Here is a 20,217-nt window from a genome sequence, read left to right as displayed (position 1 = left end):
GTGATTTACTCACCTTTCCCCCCTTTGATCGTTTGCTTATTTGGTGTTGCTTTTTTTCTGGTGATTTTGATTTTTTCTGGTTTGATGATCAACGCGCCGAGTGCCGGCAAGATCGTTTTGATTTGATGGTCGTATTGTTTGAAAGGGATTGCTTCTGACACTTGGTCTGCGTTGTTGGCGATCCATGTGCCGCCGAAGCGCTCATGTTCGGTATTCAAAAGTTCCTGGTAGGTTCCTGCATAAGGGACACCGATGGCAAAATCATGCCGTTCAACGGGGGTCAAGTTCAGGACCACGATCAAGAAATCTTTTTTGGTTTTTCCTTGACGCATAAAAGTTAACGTTGTTTCATCCAAATTGTCTGCATCGATCACTTCTAAAGAAGTTTCTTGATCATCTAACGCCCATAACGCACCTTCTTCTTTATACAATTGATTCAAGGTTTGAGTGAAGACTTGCATTTTACCATTAAGATCATCAGATAAGTCCTGCCATTCTAGACCATGATCAAATTTCCATTCCAAGTATTGTCCCCATTCACTGCCCATGAACAACAATTTTTTACCGGGGTGCATCATCATGTAGGTATATAGATTCCGCAATTGGGCAAACTGTTTATACCGATCCCCCCACATTTTGTTCATTAGGCTTCTTTTGCCATGGACGACCTCGTCATGAGAAAGGGGCAAAATATAATTTTCTTGCATGCGATACATGAAGGAAAAAGAGAGTAAACTCAAATAGTCTTTTCTTAGAATCGGATCCATTTCATAAAACCGCAGCACATCATTCATCCAACCCATATTCCATTTGTAATCGAAGCCTAAAGCACCAGATTCGATCAAGCCGGTTATTTGGGTCTCAGAACTGCTTTCTTCTGCGATCATCAGTACTGAGGGGTGCGCCAATTTGATGACTGCATTGAGTTTTTGCATAAAATAATAGCCTTCGAAATTACGGTTGCCGCCTTCATGGTTTGGTTCCCACGGTCCTTCATCCATATCGCGATAAATCATATTGGATACAGCATCGACCCGAATCCCATCAATGTGATAAAACTTGATCCAAAACAGGGCACTTGAGATCAAAAAGCTTTGGACTTCTGGTTTGCCCAGATCAAAATTAATGGCACCCCAGCGAATATTTTTTGCTCTCTGAGGGTCCTGATATTCAAATGTGGGTGTGCCGTCATAATAAGCCAGGCTATCATCATTGACACAAAAATGTCCTGGTACCCAGTCGACGAACACACCGATATTCTCCAAATGACATGCTTCGACAAAATCCTGAAAGGCTTCCGGTGTACCGAAATAAGAACTAAGGGCGAAATAGCCAGTTAATTGATAGCCCCAGGAAGCGCCTAAGGGATGTTCCATCAGGGGCATAAATTGAATGTGGGTATACCCCATCTCTTTGACATAGGGGATCAATTCATCTTTCAAATCGGAGAAATGATAAGGTGTGCCATCCTCATGATGTTTCCATGAACTAGCATGGACTTCATAGATGTTTAGCGGTCGCTGAAAGCTTTTTTGTCGTTTTTTGCGTCCTTGCCACAGTCCATCACGCCATTTTTTTGCGGGTACAGTATGCAGTACAGCCGCTGTACCGGGTCTTTCTTCAAAATGGATCGCGAGCGGATCAATCTTAAAAACGATTCGGCCATCTGCTTGCTTGACTTTGAATTTATACAATTGCCCTTCATTCGCCAAAGATGTGTCGATTTCCCATACCCCTGAATCCGCGCGTTTTTGCAGCGCCAGAGAGTCATCCCACTGGTTGAAATCACCTACAAGCCACACTTGCTGTGCATTTGGCGCCCAAACTCTAAAGACATAGCCAGTTGTTGTTTGATGGACACCTAAGAAATGTTGGAGATAAAAGTTTTCACCGCTTAGGAATGTTTTTTCTGCTTCTATTGTTTGCTGTTTGGTTACCAATTTTTCACCAGTCCTCCCTTATATATGTATAGTTGGTTTTGTGCGTACTTTTTGTTTTGCTTATTTAACCATGCTTAATCTATTCTTAGCATAGCATAAAAGCGATTTTCCGTAATGCGATAACTAGTAGATCTCGCAAAAAAATCTTGTCCATAAAAAAAACAGCTTGAACATCGCGTTCAACCTGTTTCAGCTCTGCTTATAAACTTCTGCAATGTGAAGAGGACGGCTACGAGCAACTGAAACATGGATAGGATGACAATCACTATCCCATAATCAAACGAAAAACAATCAACGATCTTACCAAACAGCACCAGTGTGCTGCATGCTGTGAATGCAGACATCATCTGCCACATACGAAAGCGGTAAAAGCTGATGACCATTGTATAAAAACTGATGATCCCTAGGAGAAGTACTTGACTGAAGCGATCAAAGACAGTGTCAGAAAAATAGATGTTGCCGATCATGACTTGCTGTGCATCAAAAGTTTCGGGTACTTGATATAATGCAAAAAGTGCGCCAATGATACAGGTCAAGCCAATCATCAAATGACTGCCGGCGACCGTTACCCGCAGATTTGTATTCACCCCATTCACACCCTTTAGAAGTCCCCACTTCCCTGATTTCTTTTCTTTGATTTCGCTATGCTTGATGCTTTACGCTTGCCAAAGTTCCTTGACTTGTCCATCGGTATATACTTTATACATCATTTTGGTTGCTTGATGTTGGTGGTAACTGCCGATCAGGTAATACTGTCCATCACAATCAAAATCAAGTTCACCAAAGACTTTGTACGACACATGGGCAAGATCACCAAATTTGTGGGCGAGAAAGCGCATCGCCTGTGCTGGATTCAGTAAATAGTTTTTGTTGACTAACCAATCAATCACAATTGGCAATACTGTATCTGCGTTGTTTGCCTCTTTTTCTTTTAATGCCAAAATCAAATCTCCATCTGAAAAACGCGTTTCGTCGATCCCCGCTTCTTTGATCGTGTGACGTGCCGCTTCAATTTCTGCCATCGAAATGAAAGTAATCATCTCTGCTTTTTCGTTGTTTTTTTCAATGACTGTATGATTTACATCTTTTAAACCTTCCATTTGAATTACCCCTTTCGGAATTTATATCCTTATCATAACACCAAAAAAAAGAATATCCAAATGAAACGATCGTTACATTTTAATCTTTTTTAATCTTATTTTCATTTTTCGATTTAACAAAAAAAGCTGATAGGTTCAACCTAAATCAGCTTTCAAAAAAATAAAATGTTATTTCAAAAATTCATTTTCCTCTATTTCTCATTTTCAATTGAAAAAAATGATATCTTGTGAAACAGATTCACCTAATCCTAAAGCGAGTTGGATTCGTTGGGCAAAGAGGGTTTGGAGAGTGGGTTCGATCCATTGTGTGCCAGTGGATTCCGTTTTGTTCTGGGGCACAAGAAAAGTTGGTGGATCATCGTCAGATACGATGCCCGCAAGTTGTAGTGAACGGAGAAAAATCGTTGGCCGCACTTTCTTTCCCTTTTGTATCCGCTCAAAAATCACACTGATTTGATCTAGATAATAAGCAACATCAACGTCCCCCAGCAATGTCATCAGCTCTTGGTGTGCTGGGATCTGCAATTGACGCTGATTGGCAGCAAAAAAAGCAGGTACGGTTTTCGGACACTGCGTCTGCGCAATCGTCCACCATTGGAACATAGGGTGTGATAATGCAATAATACGTGCTTGTGGTATCTCCCTTTCACACGCATAAAAATATCTCATGTCTTCTTGCAACCGATATACTTGCTGCAACCATTCGCTATTCAAGCCATCCTTCGCTACTGGTCCTTCCGCCTTCTCTTGCAGCGCTGCTTCAGCACGTTGCTGGTCTTGCTTCGTAAAGATTGGGAAATTGAGCTGGTACCGTTTATTTTCTCGCCGTACAATATCTTTGCTGATCAAGCGATCCAACATTTTGACAAAAGCCTTCTCTGTAAAGGTTTCTTTTAGCTGCCGCAAAGTTGGAGGAACATCTTGTGCCATGAGAAATTGGCAAAGCGCAGAGAAGCCAGCTGATTCATAGTCGTTATAGCTATCTTGATAGTGTTTACTGTAGAAAAATTTCACATTCTTTTCCCCTTTGAGGTATGATAAAAAACTGACAATTCCCAACAATAGAGAACTGCCAGTCTATTTAGATCTACCTATTGATTACAGGTCGAATTGTTCTGTTAATTGCGGCACGATTTGTTTCTTCCGTGACACGACACCTGGTAAAAATGCACGATGGTTTTGCAACGTGATATGGAAGGCTGCTTCAACAGGGGCAATTGGTTCACCGACAACCAAAAGTTCAGAATTGCTGTCTAAGATATCTGTGGCAGCCAACAAGAATAAATCATAGCCTTCGCGAAGGATTGCTGCCTGCATCGCTGCTTCCAACTCTGCCTGACGGTCAAATACTTCTTGCAAGTCTACCGTGTTGACTTGTGCGATCCGCACATTTTTGTCACCCATTGGGAAACTTTTTGCATCAAGAGCTAATAATTCTTCTGCTGTTTTGGTTTTCAAGTTCGTTCCAGCTTTCAGCATATCTAAACCATACGTGTTTAAATCAACACCTGCGATAACAGCAAGTTCTTTCGCTGCAGCGACATCTTCTTCGGTACATGTTGGTGATTTAAACAATAGCGTATCTGAGATGATCGCTGACAACATGACCCCTGCGATCGGCGCTTTGATTTCTACTTGATGTTCTTTATACAATTTAAAGATGATCGTACTCGTACAACCAACAGGCTCTGCACGATAGTATAATGGATTGGCTGTTTCAAAATTAGCGATACGGTGATGATCGACAACAGCTAATACAGTCAGATCTTTAATATCAGACACGCTTTGTTGACTTTCGTTATGATCCACTAACATGACCTCAGCTGTTTCATTGGCTGCTGTTTGGATGACACGGGGTGCAGGTAGTTTGAAGGTATCTAGTGCAAACTGGGTTTCTTCACTGGGCGTACCTAAAGCAACGGCCTCAGTGTCTTTCCCTAACTCTTTTTGTAATCCAGCAAAAGCAATCGCTGCGCCAATTGCATCTGTATCCGGGTTTTGATGACCAAAAACCAATATTTTCGACATAGTAATCATCGCTCCTATTTCATTTGATATTCACTGTTTAATGATAGCAAAAATACAAAAAGAATCAATAGCTATCTGCCGTTATCTCTGTCAGGAATCAAAAAAGACACAAGCATTCTGTTGTACATCAGAATGGCTGTGTCATAGCGATCGATTAGCGTGTCAAATATCCTCTGTAATCATTCACATGCAGTAATGCTTTGGCATTCTTTACCCGTTCCTCTGTAGGCGGTTGGATACCATCTAAAGGATATTTCAATCCCATTTCATCCCATTTGTATTTGCCCATTGTGTGATACGGCAAAATCTCGACTTTATCGACATTATTCAATGTTTTGATAAAGGTATCTAATCGAATCAAAAAGTCATCATAATCGCTCCTGAACGGAACCAATACATGACGGATCCAGACTGGCTTATTGATTTCTGATAAATAATTCGCCATATCCAAAATATTGTCATTTGATTGCGTCGTCAATTCTTTATGCGCTTTATTGTCAATGTGTTTGATGTCAAAAAGCAGCAAATCTGTCACGGTCATCAGCTCTTGAAATTTAGTAAAGAAAGGTTCTTCACGGGTGAAGGGCTTACCGCATGTATCTAGTGTAGTGCTGACCCCAGCTTCTTTCGCTTTACGGAACAGATCAATCAAAAAGTCTAATTGCAGCAACGGTTCCCCGCCACTGATCGTGATACCGCCTTTTTGCCCCCAAAATTCACGATACTTCAACGCTTCTACTAAGACATCGTCCGTGGTACGTTCCACACCGCTGCCAATTTTCCAAGTATCTGGATTGTGACAAAATTGACAACGCATCCGACATCCTTGCATGAACACAATAAAGCGGATCCCAGGCCCATCGACGGAACCAAAACTTTCTGTTGAATGTACTTGTCCTGTTACAGCCATAATGCTCTTCCTTTCTGTCTATCAACGAACTGAAGGTTCGATAAAATATGAAGCAGGCGGCGGAGGTTCCCCTGCCGCCGCCTGTCTCATCAACTATTACATTGCGTCATGCATGGTACGTGCGATCACATCGTCTTGTTGTTCTTTCGTCAACTTGATGAAGTTTACCGCGTATCCTGATACACGAATCGTCAATTGTGGGTATTTTTCTGGATGTGCTTGCGCATCCAACAATGTGTCACGGTTGAAGACGTTGATATTCAAATGGTGACCGCCTTTAGCTGCATAACCATCTAACATGGTTGCTAAGTTTTCTTGTTGCGTATCGTCATCGCGGCCAAGTGCTTTTGGTACGATGGAGAAAGTATTTGAAATACCATCTAATGAATACTCATATGGCAATTTGGCAACAGATGAAAGACTCGCTAGCGCGCCATGTGTATCACGTCCATGCATAGGGTTGGCACCTGGAGCAAATGGTGCGCCTGCACGACGTCCATCCGGTGTGTTCCCTGTTTTCTTGCCGTATACAACGTTTGATGTGATTGTTAAGATAGACGTTGTATGTTTAGAATCACGGTAAGTTTTCGTACGTTTTACTTTCTTCATGAAGGCTTTCAATAAATGGATCGCAATGTCGTCTACGCGGTCGTCATTATTGCCGTATTTAGGATAGTCGCCTTCGATTTCATAATCTTCTACGATACCATTTTCGTCACGTACAGTGCGTACTTTAGCGAATTTGATTGCAGACAATGAGTCGACTGCTACAGAGAAGCCAGCGATACCAGTTGCCATCGTGCGCAAGATATCCGTATCTTGTAAAGCCATTTCAATTCTTTCATAAGAATATTTATCATGCATGTAATGGATGATGTTCAGTGTATTGACATACAGGTCACAGATCCAGTCCATCATTGTGTCATATTTTTCCATGACTTCATTGTAATCTAAATACTCAGAAGTGATTGGTTGTAATTTTGGTCCAACTTGCGCTTTTGATTTTTCATCGACGCCACCGTTGATTGCGTATAACAAGGTTTTCGCCAGGTTGGCACGGGCGCCAAAGAATTGCATTTGTTTCCCGATGCGCATCGCAGATACACAACATGCGATACCATAGTCATCGCCCCAATGGCCGCGCATCACATCATCATTTTCATATTGGATCGCTGACGTTTGGATCGACATTTTGGCACAGAATGTTTTGAAGTTATGTGGCAAACGTGTTGACCATAATACCGTCAAGTTTGGTTCTGGCGCTGGGCCTAAGTTAGCTAATGTATGCAAGAAACGGAAGCTGTTTTTGGTCACCATGTGGCGGCCATCTTCACCCATACCTGCAATCGATTCTGTGACCCAAGTTGGATCACCAGAGAACAATGCGTTGTAATCAGGTGTCCGGGCAAATTTCACTAACCGTAATTTCATTACAAAATGATCCACGATCTCTTGTGCTTCGCTTTCAGTGATCACACCATTTTTCAAGTCGCGTTCTACATAAATATCTAAGAACGTTGAGGTACGGCCTAATGACATTGCGGCACCATTTTGTTCTTTGATCGCTGCTAAGTAGCCAAGGTACAGCCATTGGAATGCTTCTTTGGCAGTTTGTGCTGGTTGAGAGATATCGAAGCCGTAGATCGTGCCAAGTTCTTTCAACTCAGTCAATGCCCGTAATTGTTCCCCCAATTCTTCACGTTGACGAATAATGTCATCTGACATTGTACCATTGCCGCAATATAGCAGATCTTGTTGTTTTTCTTTGATCAAGAAATCAATTCCGTAAAGGGCAACACGGCGATAGTCACCAATGATCCGGCCACGGCCGTATGCATCAGGCAAACCAGTGATCACACCTGAACGACGTGCGGCTCTGATTTCTGGTGTATAGGCATCAAACACGCCTTGATTATGCGTTTTGCGATAGTCGCGGAAAATATGTGATACTTCAGCATCGATTTCATATCCATAGGATTCAGCTGCTTGTTCTGACATGCGAATGCCGCCGAAAGGCTGCAAGCTGCGTTTGAAAGGTTTTTCCGTTTGGAAACCAACGACTGTTTCTAAGTCTTTGTTCAAATAGCCAGGTCCATGAGAAGTGATCGTTGAAACCACTTTTGTATCCATGTCCAAAACGCCGCCAGCATCACGTTCTTGTTTATTCAAGTCCATGACTTGATCCCAAAGTTTCGTTGTTGCTTCTGTTGCGTCAGCTAAAAATTCATCTGTTCCGTCATAAGGTGTGTAATTTTCTTGGATAAAATCACGTACATTGACTTCTTCTTTCCAAGTTTTTCCTTTAAATCCATTCCATTGTTCCATCTGATGGACCTCCTTAAATTTTCTGTTCACTACTGTAACAGCTTTACGTGAACAGTATAACACAAGCGCTTTCGAATGCAAGTGTTTTCAAGATTATTTTTTAACAAATTAGGATTATTTAATATAAATTACAATACAACAGTTGATAAAACAGCTTTTATTGAATGTGAAAATATTATTAAAGTGTGTTTTTCGAAAATGTGAAAGATATATTATGACAAAAAAAACAGCCAATCTGTATTGATACAGATCGGCTGTTTTAGCTTAAATTATACTACAGGATTATCCGCGATCTCTGGACTGATCACAGCTCGGACGTCGTACACCTGTCCGCCATTTTTTTCATCTGTCACAAAGGAACCATTCGATGTGCGGTCATTGATCGGAATTTGTTCCGTATCGATCTCAACCGTCTGGCCTTTCTGATTCGTGATCTGGAGCAGAGTATGCTCACCAGGCCCCATATAGACGATCCGATGCGGATTTTTCTTCAATTCTCTTAGTACCATCAGCCCACGCTTGGCTCTGCCTAATTGGGTGATTTCTTGGGCTAGCATACGCTTGGCGCCGCCTCGCTGCGTGATGATCACCACCGGTGTATCCCCTTCAGAGTAGACCACCAAACCATTTACGATAAAGTCTTCGTCTTTGAGGTTCATCGCCTTGACTCCGGCTGCTTTCGGACCAACTACGGGCACTTCTGTCAATGGATAGCGTAAGCCGAAAGCCCTTTGGCTGACTAAGAAAATATCCATCGGTTCATTTTGATCGACAAGAAAGACATTCAGCAATTCATCTGCTTCATCTTTTAACTTCATAATGGTCAAAGGCCGTGTCTTATAAGTACGCCATGGCTCAAACTCGGTCATACGCGACTGTTTGATCATCCCTTTCTTGCTGATCAGAACAAAGTTCTTCATTGGATCAAGCACTTTATAGGCGAACACACCGATGATCATTTCATCTTGCGCCAAGGTTAAGACATTTTGAGAAATGTGCTCCCCAAGGTCTTTCCATTTCAAATCAGCTAATTCATGCACCGGACGGTAAATGACGTTGCCTTTATTGGTGACCAATAATAAGTGATCTAATGTGTTCAATTGATGGCTGTATAAAAGAGCATCTCCCTCTTTCATTCCAACTTCTTCAGGTTTCGATGCCCCATAGGAGCGCAAACTGCTGCGTTTGATATACCCATCTTTTGTCACAGTCACAACGACTTCTTCTTGTGCCACTAAAACTTGCGTTTCGATTTTGATTTCTTCGATCTCGGCTTCGATCTCTGTCATCCGGTCAGAAGGATATTTCTTTTTGATCTCTTTCAATTCTTTTTTGATCACTTTCAGTAGTTCGCTTTCTTCATCCAGGATCTTCGTTAAGCGGGCGATCGTTTCTGCCAATTCTTTGGCTTCGGCTTGCAGTTGTGTGATATCGGTATTGGTCAAACGATACAATTGCAAGTTCACGATAGCTTCGGCTTGCTCTTCGGTAAAACCATGCTGCACGATCAAATTATTCTTCGCGTCTTTCTTGTCCTTGCTTCCGCGAATCGTTGCGATCACTTCATCTAGGATCGACAATGCTTTCATCAATCCATCGACGATATGCTGACGTTTTTGGGCTTTTTGCAACTCAAAGCGGCTGCGCTTTTCGATCACTTCGCGACGGTGTTTGACATAACTTTCAAGGATCCGTTTCAGGCCCACTTGTTTGGGCCGCATCTCATCAATAGCAACCATATTAAAATTGTAACTGATTTGCAACTCGGTATTTTTGAACAAATAGTTCAAGATACCTTGGGCGTTGGCTTCTTTCTTTAATTCAACAACGATCTGCAAGCCGGTACGATCGGTTTCATCTCTGACTTCTGCAATACCGTCAATCCGCTTGTTCAAGCGGATTTCATCCATCTTTTTGACTAGATTCGCCTTATTGACCTCATAGGGGATCTCGTTGATGACGATTTGCTGCTTGCCGCCTTTGATGTCTTCAATCCGTGTTTTAGATCGTAGGATCACTTTGCCGCGACCAGTTTCATAGGCTTTTTTGATTTCTTCTTTCCCTTGCAAGATCCCTCCTGTAGGAAAATCGGGGCCGGGGATATAGTGCATCAATTGGTCAAGTGTGGCATTGGGGTGATCGATCAGATAAATTGTTCCATCGATGATCTCTCCTAAATTATGTGTTGGGATCTCAGTTGCGTAGCCGGCGGAGATCCCAGTGGAGCCATTGACCAACAAGTTGGGATATTTTGCAGGTAAAACGGTGGGCTCTTTTTCGGTATCATCAAAGTTCCAAACCAATTCAACCGTTTCTTTTTCAATATCTTTGAGCAATTCACCGCTTAGTTCGGATAAACGGGCTTCCGTATAACGCATTGCAGCTGGCGGGTCACCATCCATACTCCCATTGTTCCCATGCATTTCAATCAACACTTGTCGAAGTTTCCAGTCTTGACTCATGCGGACCATGGCATCATAAATACTTGAATCGCCATGGGGATGGAAATTCCCCATAATGTTCCCCACAGATTTTGCTGATTTGCGGAACCCTTTGTCATAAGTATTGCCATCTTGGTTCATCGCAAATAAGATGCGTCGCTGCACGGGTTTTAACCCATCACGAATATCCGGCAATGCCCGCTCTTGAATAATATATTTTGAGTAGCGGCCAAAGCGATCTCCCATCACTTCTTCTAACGTTAATTCTTGAATATTGTTCTTGTGTTCCAAGAGATCACCTCCTAATCCATTGTCAAGCGTCGATCTTCAGCTTGTTCGGTATCTGTTAATTTTTCGTCTACTAATTCAGGGACTGTCTCTTCTTTTTTGTCTAAAATACTGCCATCTTCTTCTAAACTGAACTGTACATGGCTTTCGATCCATTTACGTCGCGGCTCCACTTTGTCACCCATTAATGTCGTCACTCGCCGTTCTGCTTGGGCTGCATCATCGATTCTCACTCGAATCAAAGTGCGGGTATCAGGGTCCATCGTGGTTTCCCATAGCTGATCCGCATTCATTTCCCCAAGTCCTTTATAGCGCTGCAGCATGTATCCTTTACCGATCTTCTTCGTCAATTGACTCAATTCTTCGTCCGTCCACGCATATTCCAAGATTGATTTTTTACCGGTACCTTTAGATATTTTATATAAAGGCGGCAAAGCAATATACACTTTACCTGCTTCGATCAGTGGTTTCATATAACGGTAAAAGAAGGTCAACAATAAGACTTGGATATGGGCACCATCGGTATCCGCATCGGTCATGATAATGACTTTATCATAATTGCAGTCTTCGATTGAAAATTCAGGCCCGACGCCAGCACCGATGGTATAGATCATCGTATTGATTTCTTCGTTTTTGAGAATGTCTTGCATTTTGGCTTTTTCGGTATTAATGACTTTTCCGCGTAATGGCAAAATGGCTTGGAATTTCCGATCACGGCCTTGCTTGGCTGAACCGCCAGCAGAATCTCCTTCGACAAGGTACAATTCATTTCGCTTCGGATTTCTAGATTGTGCCGGTGTCAACTTGCCTGACAATAAGGATTCGCCTTTTTTGCGTTTCTTGCCAGTCCGGCTTTCTTCCCGCGCTTTACGGGCTGCCTCTCGAGCTTCTCGTGCTTTGATGGCTTTTCGCACCAGCATTTGACTCATTTCACTATTTTCTTGCAAATAGTAGCCCAATTGTTCGCCAATCACGGCATCTACCGCATTTCGTGCCAACGGCGTGCCTAATTTGCCTTTCGTCTGTCCTTCAAACTGCAGTAAGTTTTCAGGCACCCGAATAGACAAAACAGCTGCCAGCCCCTCACGGAAGTCGCTGCCTTCTAAATTTTTATCTTTTTCTTTCAGCAAATTGACCTTGCGGGCGTATTCATTGAAAGCTTTGGTCATTGACGTTTTCATCCCAACTTCATGCGTTCCGCCATCTCTTGTACGCACGTTGTTGACAAAAGATAAGACATTTTCAGAATAGCCGTCATTGTATTGAAAAGCCAATTCTACTTCAATGGCTTCTTTCGTGCCGGAGAAATAAACAACTGGTGTCAAGGTATCTTTTTCTTCATTCAAATAATCTACAAACTCTTTGATTCCATCTTCATATAAAAAGACTTCTGTCAGAGGTTCTTCTCCACGCTGATCAGTCAAGGAGATCTTGACGCCTTTTAGTAAAAAAGCAGATTCTCTCAAACGTTCAGCCAATGTTTCATAAGAGAACTTTGTGACTGTAAAAATCGTGTCATCTGGTTTGAAGGTAACTGTTGTTCCTGTGGGTTTACGTGTCTTTCCGACTTTTTTTAATGTCCCTACTGGATGTCCGCCATCTTTGAATGCTGCTTGGTATTCCACACCATCTCTGACGATCATCACAGATAAGTGGCTGGAGAGTGCATTGACAACACTGGCACCTACCCCGTGCAGCCCGCCGGAGGTTTTGTATCCTCCTTGACCGAATTTCCCGCCTGCATGCAAGACAGTGAAAATAACTTGAACAGTAGGTATCCCAGATGCATGCATCCCGACTGGCATGCCGCGTCCATTGTCACGGACACTGATGCTGTTGTCTTGATGGATCGTCACATCAATTTCATTGCCGAACCCTGAAAGGGCTTCGTCAACGGCATTATCAACGATTTCATAGACGAGGTGATGTAGACCACGACCATCAGTTGAGCCGATATACATCCCTGGTCTTTTTCTTACTGCCTCCAAGCCCTCTAAGACTTGAATGGAGGCGTCGTTATATTCTGTGGTTTTCTTTACCAAAGCCACCGCTCCTTTAATCTTGTTCAGTCCCTTTTTGTTGAGAGAAAAGACCGCAAAAAAAATCTTAACATACTATTTGCTTTTTTCAAGCGAACATTTTTCTAAATCATCTTATCCTTTTTTTCCCATTTAGACAAGTTTGTCTGCGATTGAACCACAAGTGCCAAATCAATTCACCTAGTTTTTCTTATTGTTGGATAGGCCATTTCATGCTAAAATTGCCCTAGTCCTAAAAAGAAAGTTGGTTATTATGAAAACGATTCTATTATTCGTTGTTGCTTATCTATTAGGTTCCATTCCATCAGGCGTATGGATTGGCCAATTGTTTTTCAAAAAAGATATTCGCCAGTTTGGCAGCGGCAATACTGGCACCACCAATACATTTCGTGTCTTAGGTAAAAAAGCTGGGATCACCGTATTGGCTATGGATATTTTGAAAGGAACCCTTGCTACTTGCTTACCCATGATTTTTCATATTGAAGGAATCAATCCCCTTTGGTTTGGTGTTTGTGCCATTATAGGTCATACCTTTCCGATTTTTGCCAAATTCAAGGGCGGCAAAGCGGTCGCTACGAGTGCCGGTATGCTCTTGGGCTTCAACCCGATTTTCTTTTTGTATTCGTCATTGATTTTTGTGATCTGTCTTTATGTAACGAGTATGGTCAGCTTGACCAGCATGATCGCTGCGTGCTTGATCACGCTATCCACAATTGTGGTGCCTTTCGTCGCACCCGTCATCTTACCTGAACAAAATTGGTTGTTGACTTTCATCGCTGCAGGGGTAACGATCTTCATCTTTATCCGTCATCGTGAAAATATCACCCGCATCAAAAATGGTACGGAAAGCCGCGTGCCTTTTGGTTTAAACAAACAATAGCAGAAGCTGAGAAAAAGCCTAACGCGCTTTTCTCAGCTTCTTTTTTTATTTGACTGTGATTGAATACTTCGTGGCAAAATCAGTATCTGGAGGCAAAGATTGAATTCCTGCTTTCTCCTTCAACTCACCGGTACTTGCTAAGGTATCTGCGATCCCACACCATGGTTCGATACATAAAAATGGTGATTCTACAGGATACGTCGACCAAAAACCAACATAGGGCATTTGATTATAGCTTACTGTCACGCTATGGGGTGATTTTTCGCTGCGGATCGAAAAAGACTGCAGCCCTTTTGTTTCAAAAATAAGAGCGTCTTGTTCAAACATCTCATGTGTCAAGCTAAGATCCGTATTGGTCTGACCTAACGTGCGTTGTTCATAGTCGATATAGTTGCCCTTAAGCGGCAATTTGACCCGCGACTTTCGCGGGGAAAACGTCAAATAGTAATCCTCAAAGGTCAACCCTTTTGCTAAAGGAACATTGAAGGCAGGATGACCGCCTATCGAAAAGAACATATCTTTTTGACCGATATTTTTGACATTGTATTTGACGACTAGGCCATCTCCGCCAAGTTCGTAGCTTACTTGCAATTGGAAATCAAAAGGATAGACAGCTCGTGTCGCTGCTGAACTTTCTAACTGGAACAAGACGAAATCATCACGCTGATCAATCACTTCAAAAGCCATATCACGAGCAAAACCATGACGAGGCAAGTGGTAGGTTTCCCCCTCATAGACGTACGTATCGTCTTTTAACGCGCCAACGATTGGAAATAAAATCGGTGCATGCTTGCCCCAATGATTCGGGTCCGCTTGCCAAATGTATTCTAATTCAATCGTGGTATCAAATAAGCTTTGCAGCTCTGCGCCTTTTTCTGCAATCGTTGCTTGCAGATGACCGGACGTGATGGTAACTGTCATCATCTCATCTCCTAATATTGATGTTTCGTCAACTCTTCTTTGAAACGGCTGTTAAGCACTTTTAGATATGTCCCTTTCATGCCTAAAGAACGTGACTCAATAATACCTGCTGATTCTAATTTACGCAAGGCATTGACGATCACTGAACGGGTAATACCAATGCGGTCAGCGATACTAGATGCTGTCAAGCGGCCTTCATCCCCTTCTAGGGCTTCAAAAATGGCTTGTACGGCTTTCAATTCACTATAAGACAATGTGTTGATCGCCATTTGAACAGCTGTTGTACTACGTACATCCGCCTCAATACTGCGAGATTTTTGATAAAGGAACTGCATACCAACGACTGTTGCACTATATTCAGACAAAACCAAATCATTGTCATCAAAGGATTTATCGATCCTTGAAAGAATGATGGTTCCTAAGCGTTCACCGGCCCCATAGATGGGAACGACAGTGGTCAACCCATTCGGATACAGATCCCGTACTTCAATAGGGAATGCCGTCATATCGTCGCCAATTGGAATATTGGCTTCAGTTGACGTCAAATGATCCACCAACTCTGTGTAATTTTTGGGAAACTGTTTTTCCATAAACATTTTCTTGATGCGCTCATTGTTGACATCATGATTTTCAACAAAACCTAAGACGCTGCCGTCACTACTGATAATGTACGCATTACTATCGAGAATATTTCCTAGAATGACAGCCATTTTATCGTATGGCAAATCTGAAGCTAAATTAAAGGTATTTTTTTGTTGTAATAATTCGTTGATCTGTCTTGTCTTTTCTAATAAAGTTTTCATTGATTTGCTCCCTTTATAAAATATAGCGACTTAAGTCTTGGTCTTCTGCAATCGAGGTTAGTTTATCTTCCACATAGGCTTCAGTGATGGTGATCTCACCCATTTGCATCTCTGAGGCCTCAAACAACAAATCTTCTAATAGTTTTTCTAAAATCGTATGCAAACGTCGTGCCCCGATATTGTCTGTGTCACGATTGACTTGAAAAGCGATTTCGGCAATCTTCTGGATCGCTTCTAAAGTAAAGGTGACTTTGACATTCTCAGTTGCCAACAATGCCACATACTGTTTCACTAGCGCATTGTTCGGCTCTGTCAAAATTTTGACGAAATCTTCCTTGGTCAAATCATCTAGTTCGACACGAATCGGAAAGCGTCCTTGCAGTTCGGGAATCAAATCACTTGGTTTTGACAAATGAAAGGCACCTGAGGCAATAAACAGAATATGATCGGTTTGCAAGGCCCCATATTTGGTATTGACTTGCGATCCTTCCACGATAGGTAAAATATCCCGTTGCACGCCTTCTCGGGATACTTCTCCAGATTGCTGTGATTTAGAGGTTACCTTGTCGATTTCATCCAAGAAAATAATACCGCTGGACTCAGCCAAACGTAGTGCTTCACTGTGGATATCCGCATCATTGACCAACTTAGAAGATTCTTCTTGGATCAGCAATTCACGGGCTTCTTTGACTGTAACCGTCCGTTCGATTTTCTTTTGCAGTTTCAATGCACCAAGGGTTTCATTCAAATCGATCCCCATTTGCTCCAAGCCATTGTTCATAGCAGGTGCTTGATTCTTCGGTTCATCGACTTCGATGGTCACTTCACGATTGTCCAGCAGTCCTTTTTCCAACTGCTCAAAAATCGCTTGCCGATTGCTGCGGATCTCATCCGTCAGTTCCTCTTTTGGTTCTTCTGGTTGTTGCGCACCATTGAACATATTCATCATTTGCTCATATGGATTGCCTTGTTTCTTTTGTTCCTTTTTGATCCCGGGTACCAATACTTTGACCAAACGGCGGTTGGCTTTCTTTTCCGCTTGGATGCGGACATTCTTGTACTGGTCTTTTTTGACGATTTGAATCGCATTTTCAACTAGATCCCGAACCATCGATTCGACATCTCTTCCGACATACCCTACTTCTGTAAATTTGGTTGCTTCCAATTTCACAAAAGGTGCGTCGACGATTCGCGCCAAGCGACGGGCGATTTCCGTCTTGCCGACACCAGTTGGCCCAATCATCAAAATATTTTTTGGTGTCACATCTTGCTGCATTTTTTCGTCTAACTGCAACCGACGATAGCGATTGCGCAAAGCAACAGCCACAGATTTTTTGGCAGCGGTTTGACCTACGATATATTCATCTAACTCTTTCACGATCTCCCGTGGTGATTTATTCTGGTTTGTCATTTTTCCACCTCATTTAAAACTCTTCAACAATAATGTTGTGATTGGTAAATACACAGATGTCCGCGGCGATATTCAATGCGCCTTCAGCGATTTCTTTTGCTGACAAGTCCCCACCATACCGTTTCATGGCACGGGCAGCTGCTAAGGCATAATTTCCCCCTGACCCAATGGCCAAGATGCCTTCATCAGGTGTGATCACTTCCCCAGTTCCTGATACCAGAAGCATTTCCTTGTCATTCATGACGATCAGCATCGCCTCTAATTTTTGCATAGATTGCTGCGTACGCCATTCTTGGGCTAATTCAACGGCAGCTCGTTGCAAGTTCCCATTGTACTCATTTAATTTACCTTCAAATTTTTCTTCCAATGTAAAAGCATCTGCCACACTGCCGGCAAAGCCAACGATCACGTCGCCATTGTATATGCGACGGACTTTTTTTGCAGTGCCTTTCATGATTACTTGTTCGCCCATTGTTACTTGGCCATCTCCGGCCATGGCGAATTTGCCATCTTTTTCAACACCGCAGATCGTGGTTGAATGAAATTCTGCTGTCATCTTGTCTTCCTCCTGTATCTCTTACGCCCGTGGATGAAACTGGCGATAATTTTTTTGCAAACTGTCTTTAGTGACATGTGCGTATATTTGCGTTGTTGACAAATTGGCATGTCCCAGCAGTTCTTGAACTGTCCGCATGTCAGCGCCATGATTCAATAAATGCGTCGCAAACGTATGACGCAGCATATGCGGATGGATCTGACTGTCTAAACTGCTTTTTTGGATCACTTGATTCAAGACATATTCAATGCCTGTCGGTGTGATACCGTCGCCTAGGCGATTGACAAAAACGAATGGATGGTCTTTGTGAAATTTGTCTGTCAAATACTGACGGCCATCAGAAAGGTAGCGTTTGACGGCTTTTTGGGCATAACTGCCAAAAGGAACATAGCGATCCTTGTTGCCCTTTCCATGAATCAGCAACACGCCGCTTTCCCAATCGATATCTGGTATCGTTAAATTGCTGCACTCGCTGACCCGCAAGCCTGATCCATACAACACTTCCAGCAACGCCAGATTGCGTTGTTGGAGCGGCTCATCACCGGTCACACTCTCAAATAACGCAGCCATCTCCTGTTCATAAAAAAAACGCGGTAATTTCGCATTCTTTTTTTTCATATGGACATACGCAAAAGGATTTTCTTTCACGACTTCATGTTTCGTCAGATAGTGATAAAACGACCGCAAGCTCGCCATTTTTCGGCTGATCGAATTGCGGCTATAGCCTTGTTCATTGAGGTAACTCAAGTAGACCCTCACATCGCGATAATCGATCGTTAAGAATGCACTGTTGCCGGAATCTGCCAAAAACTGAAAAAAATTCTCCATATCTTCTTGATAGGCTTTCTTCGTCTTCTCAGAATACCCTCTTTCGAAAATAAGATAACGAAAAAATTCACCTTGAAGTTGTTCTTCTTGCAAAACAATCCCTCATTCCGTGATTCAAAATAACTCTATCACAGCCAAAACAAAAAGACAAACGAATTGTCAGAATTTAACCAATATTTCAAAGTTCAGACATAATTGTGAAAATTTCTTAAGAATCTTCCAACAATTTTCAATGTTTTTCAACTTTTTCTCAACAAAAAAGGACTGCAAAAAGTGTCATCAAGACACATTTTTGCAACCTCTATCAGATTATTCGTTGATTGGTTCCGCTGTTTTGGTTTGAGGATGCGCAGAGAGGGCACCAACCAATTCTTTGTTGCCTTGTTTGGTTGACATCGTATCGTTGATCAAACCTACCAAATCTAAACCAGTGGTTTCTTTGATCGTATCGAAGGTGCGGGCAAGACCGGCTTCTCCCATGCCATGAAGGCCATCATTGCCGCCAAAACTAACGACTTTATCAATATTGCTCAATGGTGCATTGACCTCTTTGGCGATCTCTGGCAAGACTTTGATGAATTCCATCAAGATACCTGCTTCGTTCAGCTTGGTCAACGCAACAGCCATCTTCTCGCGGCTTTCTGCTTCCGCTTGACCGACTTTGGCGATCCGGTCGGCATCTGCGGAACCTAATTTCTCGATACGTTCCGCTTCCGCTTGGGCAGCCAATTTGACTTTTTCCGCTTCTGCTTGGGCATGGGCGATTTCTTTGGCTTTATCAGCCAATGCATTTTGTTCCACCACATATTTGTCGGCTTCGGCTTTTTTCCGAACGGTGGCGTTCAATTCTTTCTCTGTTAATTCGGCTTGTTTCTCTTGGATCTCGATATTTTTTTCTTGTTCGATCAATTGGACTTTCATCTTTTCACCGACAGCGATTTGTTCAGCCTTCGCATCAGCAACTTCGCGTTCTTGCTTGTATTGCGCTTGTTTCAAGGCCATTTCTTTCGTGGCTTCGGCAATCTCGGTTTGACGGCGAATCTCTTCATGCTGTGCCAACTGTTCATTTTCAGCTTGCTTGATCCGTGTTTCCCGCAAAGCATTTGATTCAGCAACTTCAGCATTTTTCTTCACGACTGCGATTTGTGGACGACCTAACGCATCCAAATACCCATTGGTATCAGACACATCTTTGATGGTAAAGGACACGATCTCCAATCCCATCTTTTTCAAGTCTGTTGATGCCACCTCTTGGACTTGTTCAGCAAAATCATCGCGATTTTTATAAATGGCTTCTACAGTCATCGTACCCAAAATCGCGCGTAAATGTCCTTCTAACACTTCTTGGGCTTCATCTTCCAACTCTGCAGTCGATTTGCCTAAGTATTGTTCTGCTGCTGTTTTGATTGATTCTGTACTGTTGCCGACTTTGACTAAAACTGTAGCACTGGCTTTGATCGGTACACCTTGCTCCGTATACACTTCTGGTGTGCCAATTTCCAATTTGTGGGTCAGCAAGCTTAGTTTATGGGCTTTTTGGACGATTGGGATCACAAATGTCCCGCTGTTTTTCAAGATTTTGATTCCTTCTTTGCCCAAGAAAGACCCTGTAACGATCAATGCTTCATCGGGTTTGCCGATGCGATAGCGAATCATTAAAAACGCGATCAGTAATACCAACAAAATAATGCCCCAGAAAATAGGATTACTTAAAAATTGTAACGCTGAACCTGAATCTACCATTCGA

The 20,217-nt window shown here is 42.6% G+C and carries 16 protein-coding genes; 1 reads left to right on the top strand and 15 read right to left on the bottom strand.

All coding sequences use genetic code 11. The annotated features are described in order from the left end of the window. Positions 1–5: 5 nt before the first annotated feature. The 9 genes from glgB to parE all read right to left on the bottom strand — a co-directional run bounded on the left by glgB (position 6) and on the right by parE (position 13,074). Positions 6–1,940, bottom strand: a complete 1,935-nt coding sequence (gene glgB / locus ACYVRS_RS08820; protein WP_461203168.1) for a 1,4-alpha-glucan branching protein GlgB — start codon at positions 1,938–1,940, stop codon at positions 6–8. 179 nt (positions 1,941–2,119) lie between these two features. After that, on the bottom strand, positions 2,120–2,527 hold the full coding sequence (locus ACYVRS_RS08815) for a hypothetical protein (RefSeq protein ID WP_313538419.1): 408 nt from the start codon (positions 2,525–2,527) through the stop codon (positions 2,120–2,122). Positions 2,528–2,596: 69 nt separating this feature from the next. Next, positions 2,597–3,040 carry a hypothetical protein gene (locus ACYVRS_RS08810; protein ID WP_313538843.1) on the bottom strand — a complete coding sequence of 148 codons (444 nt, stop codon included), beginning with the start codon at positions 3,038–3,040 and terminating at the stop codon, positions 2,597–2,599. A gap of 204 nt (positions 3,041–3,244) precedes the next feature. Further along, positions 3,245–4,054: a DUF1803 domain-containing protein gene (locus tag ACYVRS_RS08805; protein WP_461203167.1), complete on the bottom strand. Its 810-nt coding sequence runs from the start codon at positions 4,052–4,054 to the stop codon at positions 3,245–3,247. 84 nt (positions 4,055–4,138) lie between these two features. Beyond that, positions 4,139–5,068: a manganese-dependent inorganic pyrophosphatase gene (locus tag ACYVRS_RS08800; protein ID WP_313538839.1), complete on the bottom strand. Its 930-nt coding sequence runs from the start codon at positions 5,066–5,068 to the stop codon at positions 4,139–4,141. Between the two features lie 154 nt (positions 5,069–5,222). After that, complete coding sequence (gene pflA / locus ACYVRS_RS08795) at positions 5,223–5,978, bottom strand: pyruvate formate-lyase-activating protein (RefSeq protein ID WP_461203166.1); 756 nt, start codon at positions 5,976–5,978, stop codon at positions 5,223–5,225. 96 nt (positions 5,979–6,074) lie between these two features. After that, positions 6,075–8,303 (bottom strand): formate C-acetyltransferase, encoded by a 2,229-nt coding sequence (gene pflB / locus ACYVRS_RS08790; protein WP_312497801.1) that lies wholly within the window; start codon positions 8,301–8,303, stop codon positions 6,075–6,077. 269 nt (positions 8,304–8,572) lie between these two features. Then, positions 8,573–11,035: a DNA topoisomerase IV subunit A gene (gene parC, locus ACYVRS_RS08785; protein WP_461203165.1), complete on the bottom strand. Its 2,463-nt coding sequence runs from the start codon at positions 11,033–11,035 to the stop codon at positions 8,573–8,575. An 11-nt stretch (positions 11,036–11,046) separates the two neighbouring features. Next, entirely contained in the window at positions 11,047–13,074 is a 2,028-nt protein-coding gene (parE, locus tag ACYVRS_RS08780; protein ID WP_312498029.1) for a DNA topoisomerase IV subunit B, read from the bottom strand. A gap of 250 nt (positions 13,075–13,324) precedes the next feature. Between parE and plsY the strand changes: the two genes are divergently transcribed. Then, complete coding sequence (plsY, locus tag ACYVRS_RS08775; RefSeq protein ID WP_312541296.1) at positions 13,325–13,951, top strand: glycerol-3-phosphate 1-O-acyltransferase PlsY; 627 nt, start codon at positions 13,325–13,327, stop codon at positions 13,949–13,951. Positions 13,952–13,996: 45 nt separating this feature from the next. Here the strand turns inward: plsY and ACYVRS_RS08770 are convergent, their stop codons facing one another. The 6 genes from ACYVRS_RS08770 to ACYVRS_RS08745 form a co-directional block, all read right to left on the bottom strand. Further along, the gene (locus ACYVRS_RS08770) at positions 13,997–14,872 is read right to left on the bottom strand and encodes an aldose 1-epimerase family protein (protein WP_313538833.1); all 876 of its coding nucleotides are present in this window, start codon (positions 14,870–14,872) and stop codon (positions 13,997–13,999) included. An 11-nt stretch (positions 14,873–14,883) separates the two neighbouring features. Then, on the bottom strand, positions 14,884–15,675 hold the full coding sequence (gene codY, locus ACYVRS_RS08765; RefSeq protein ID WP_054116578.1) for a GTP-sensing pleiotropic transcriptional regulator CodY: 792 nt from the start codon (positions 15,673–15,675) through the stop codon (positions 14,884–14,886). A 13-nt stretch (positions 15,676–15,688) separates the two neighbouring features. Beyond that, positions 15,689–17,086 carry an ATP-dependent protease ATPase subunit HslU gene (gene hslU, locus ACYVRS_RS08760; RefSeq protein ID WP_461203164.1) on the bottom strand — a complete coding sequence of 466 codons (1,398 nt, stop codon included), beginning with the start codon at positions 17,084–17,086 and terminating at the stop codon, positions 15,689–15,691. Positions 17,087–17,099: 13 nt separating this feature from the next. After that, entirely contained in the window at positions 17,100–17,642 is a 543-nt protein-coding gene (hslV, locus tag ACYVRS_RS08755; RefSeq protein WP_054116576.1) for an HslVU peptidase proteolytic subunit, read from the bottom strand. A 21-nt stretch (positions 17,643–17,663) separates the two neighbouring features. After that, positions 17,664–18,563 carry a tyrosine recombinase XerC gene (gene xerC / locus ACYVRS_RS08750; protein WP_461203163.1) on the bottom strand — a complete coding sequence of 300 codons (900 nt, stop codon included), beginning with the start codon at positions 18,561–18,563 and terminating at the stop codon, positions 17,664–17,666. 216 nt (positions 18,564–18,779) lie between these two features. Next, entirely contained in the window at positions 18,780–20,213 is a 1,434-nt protein-coding gene (locus ACYVRS_RS08745) for a flotillin family protein (protein WP_312498025.1), read from the bottom strand. Positions 20,214–20,217: the final 4 nt, after the last annotated feature.

Source organism: Enterococcus salsurae (assembly GCF_054784955.1).
This window is presented reverse-complemented; position numbering and strand designations above follow the sequence as displayed.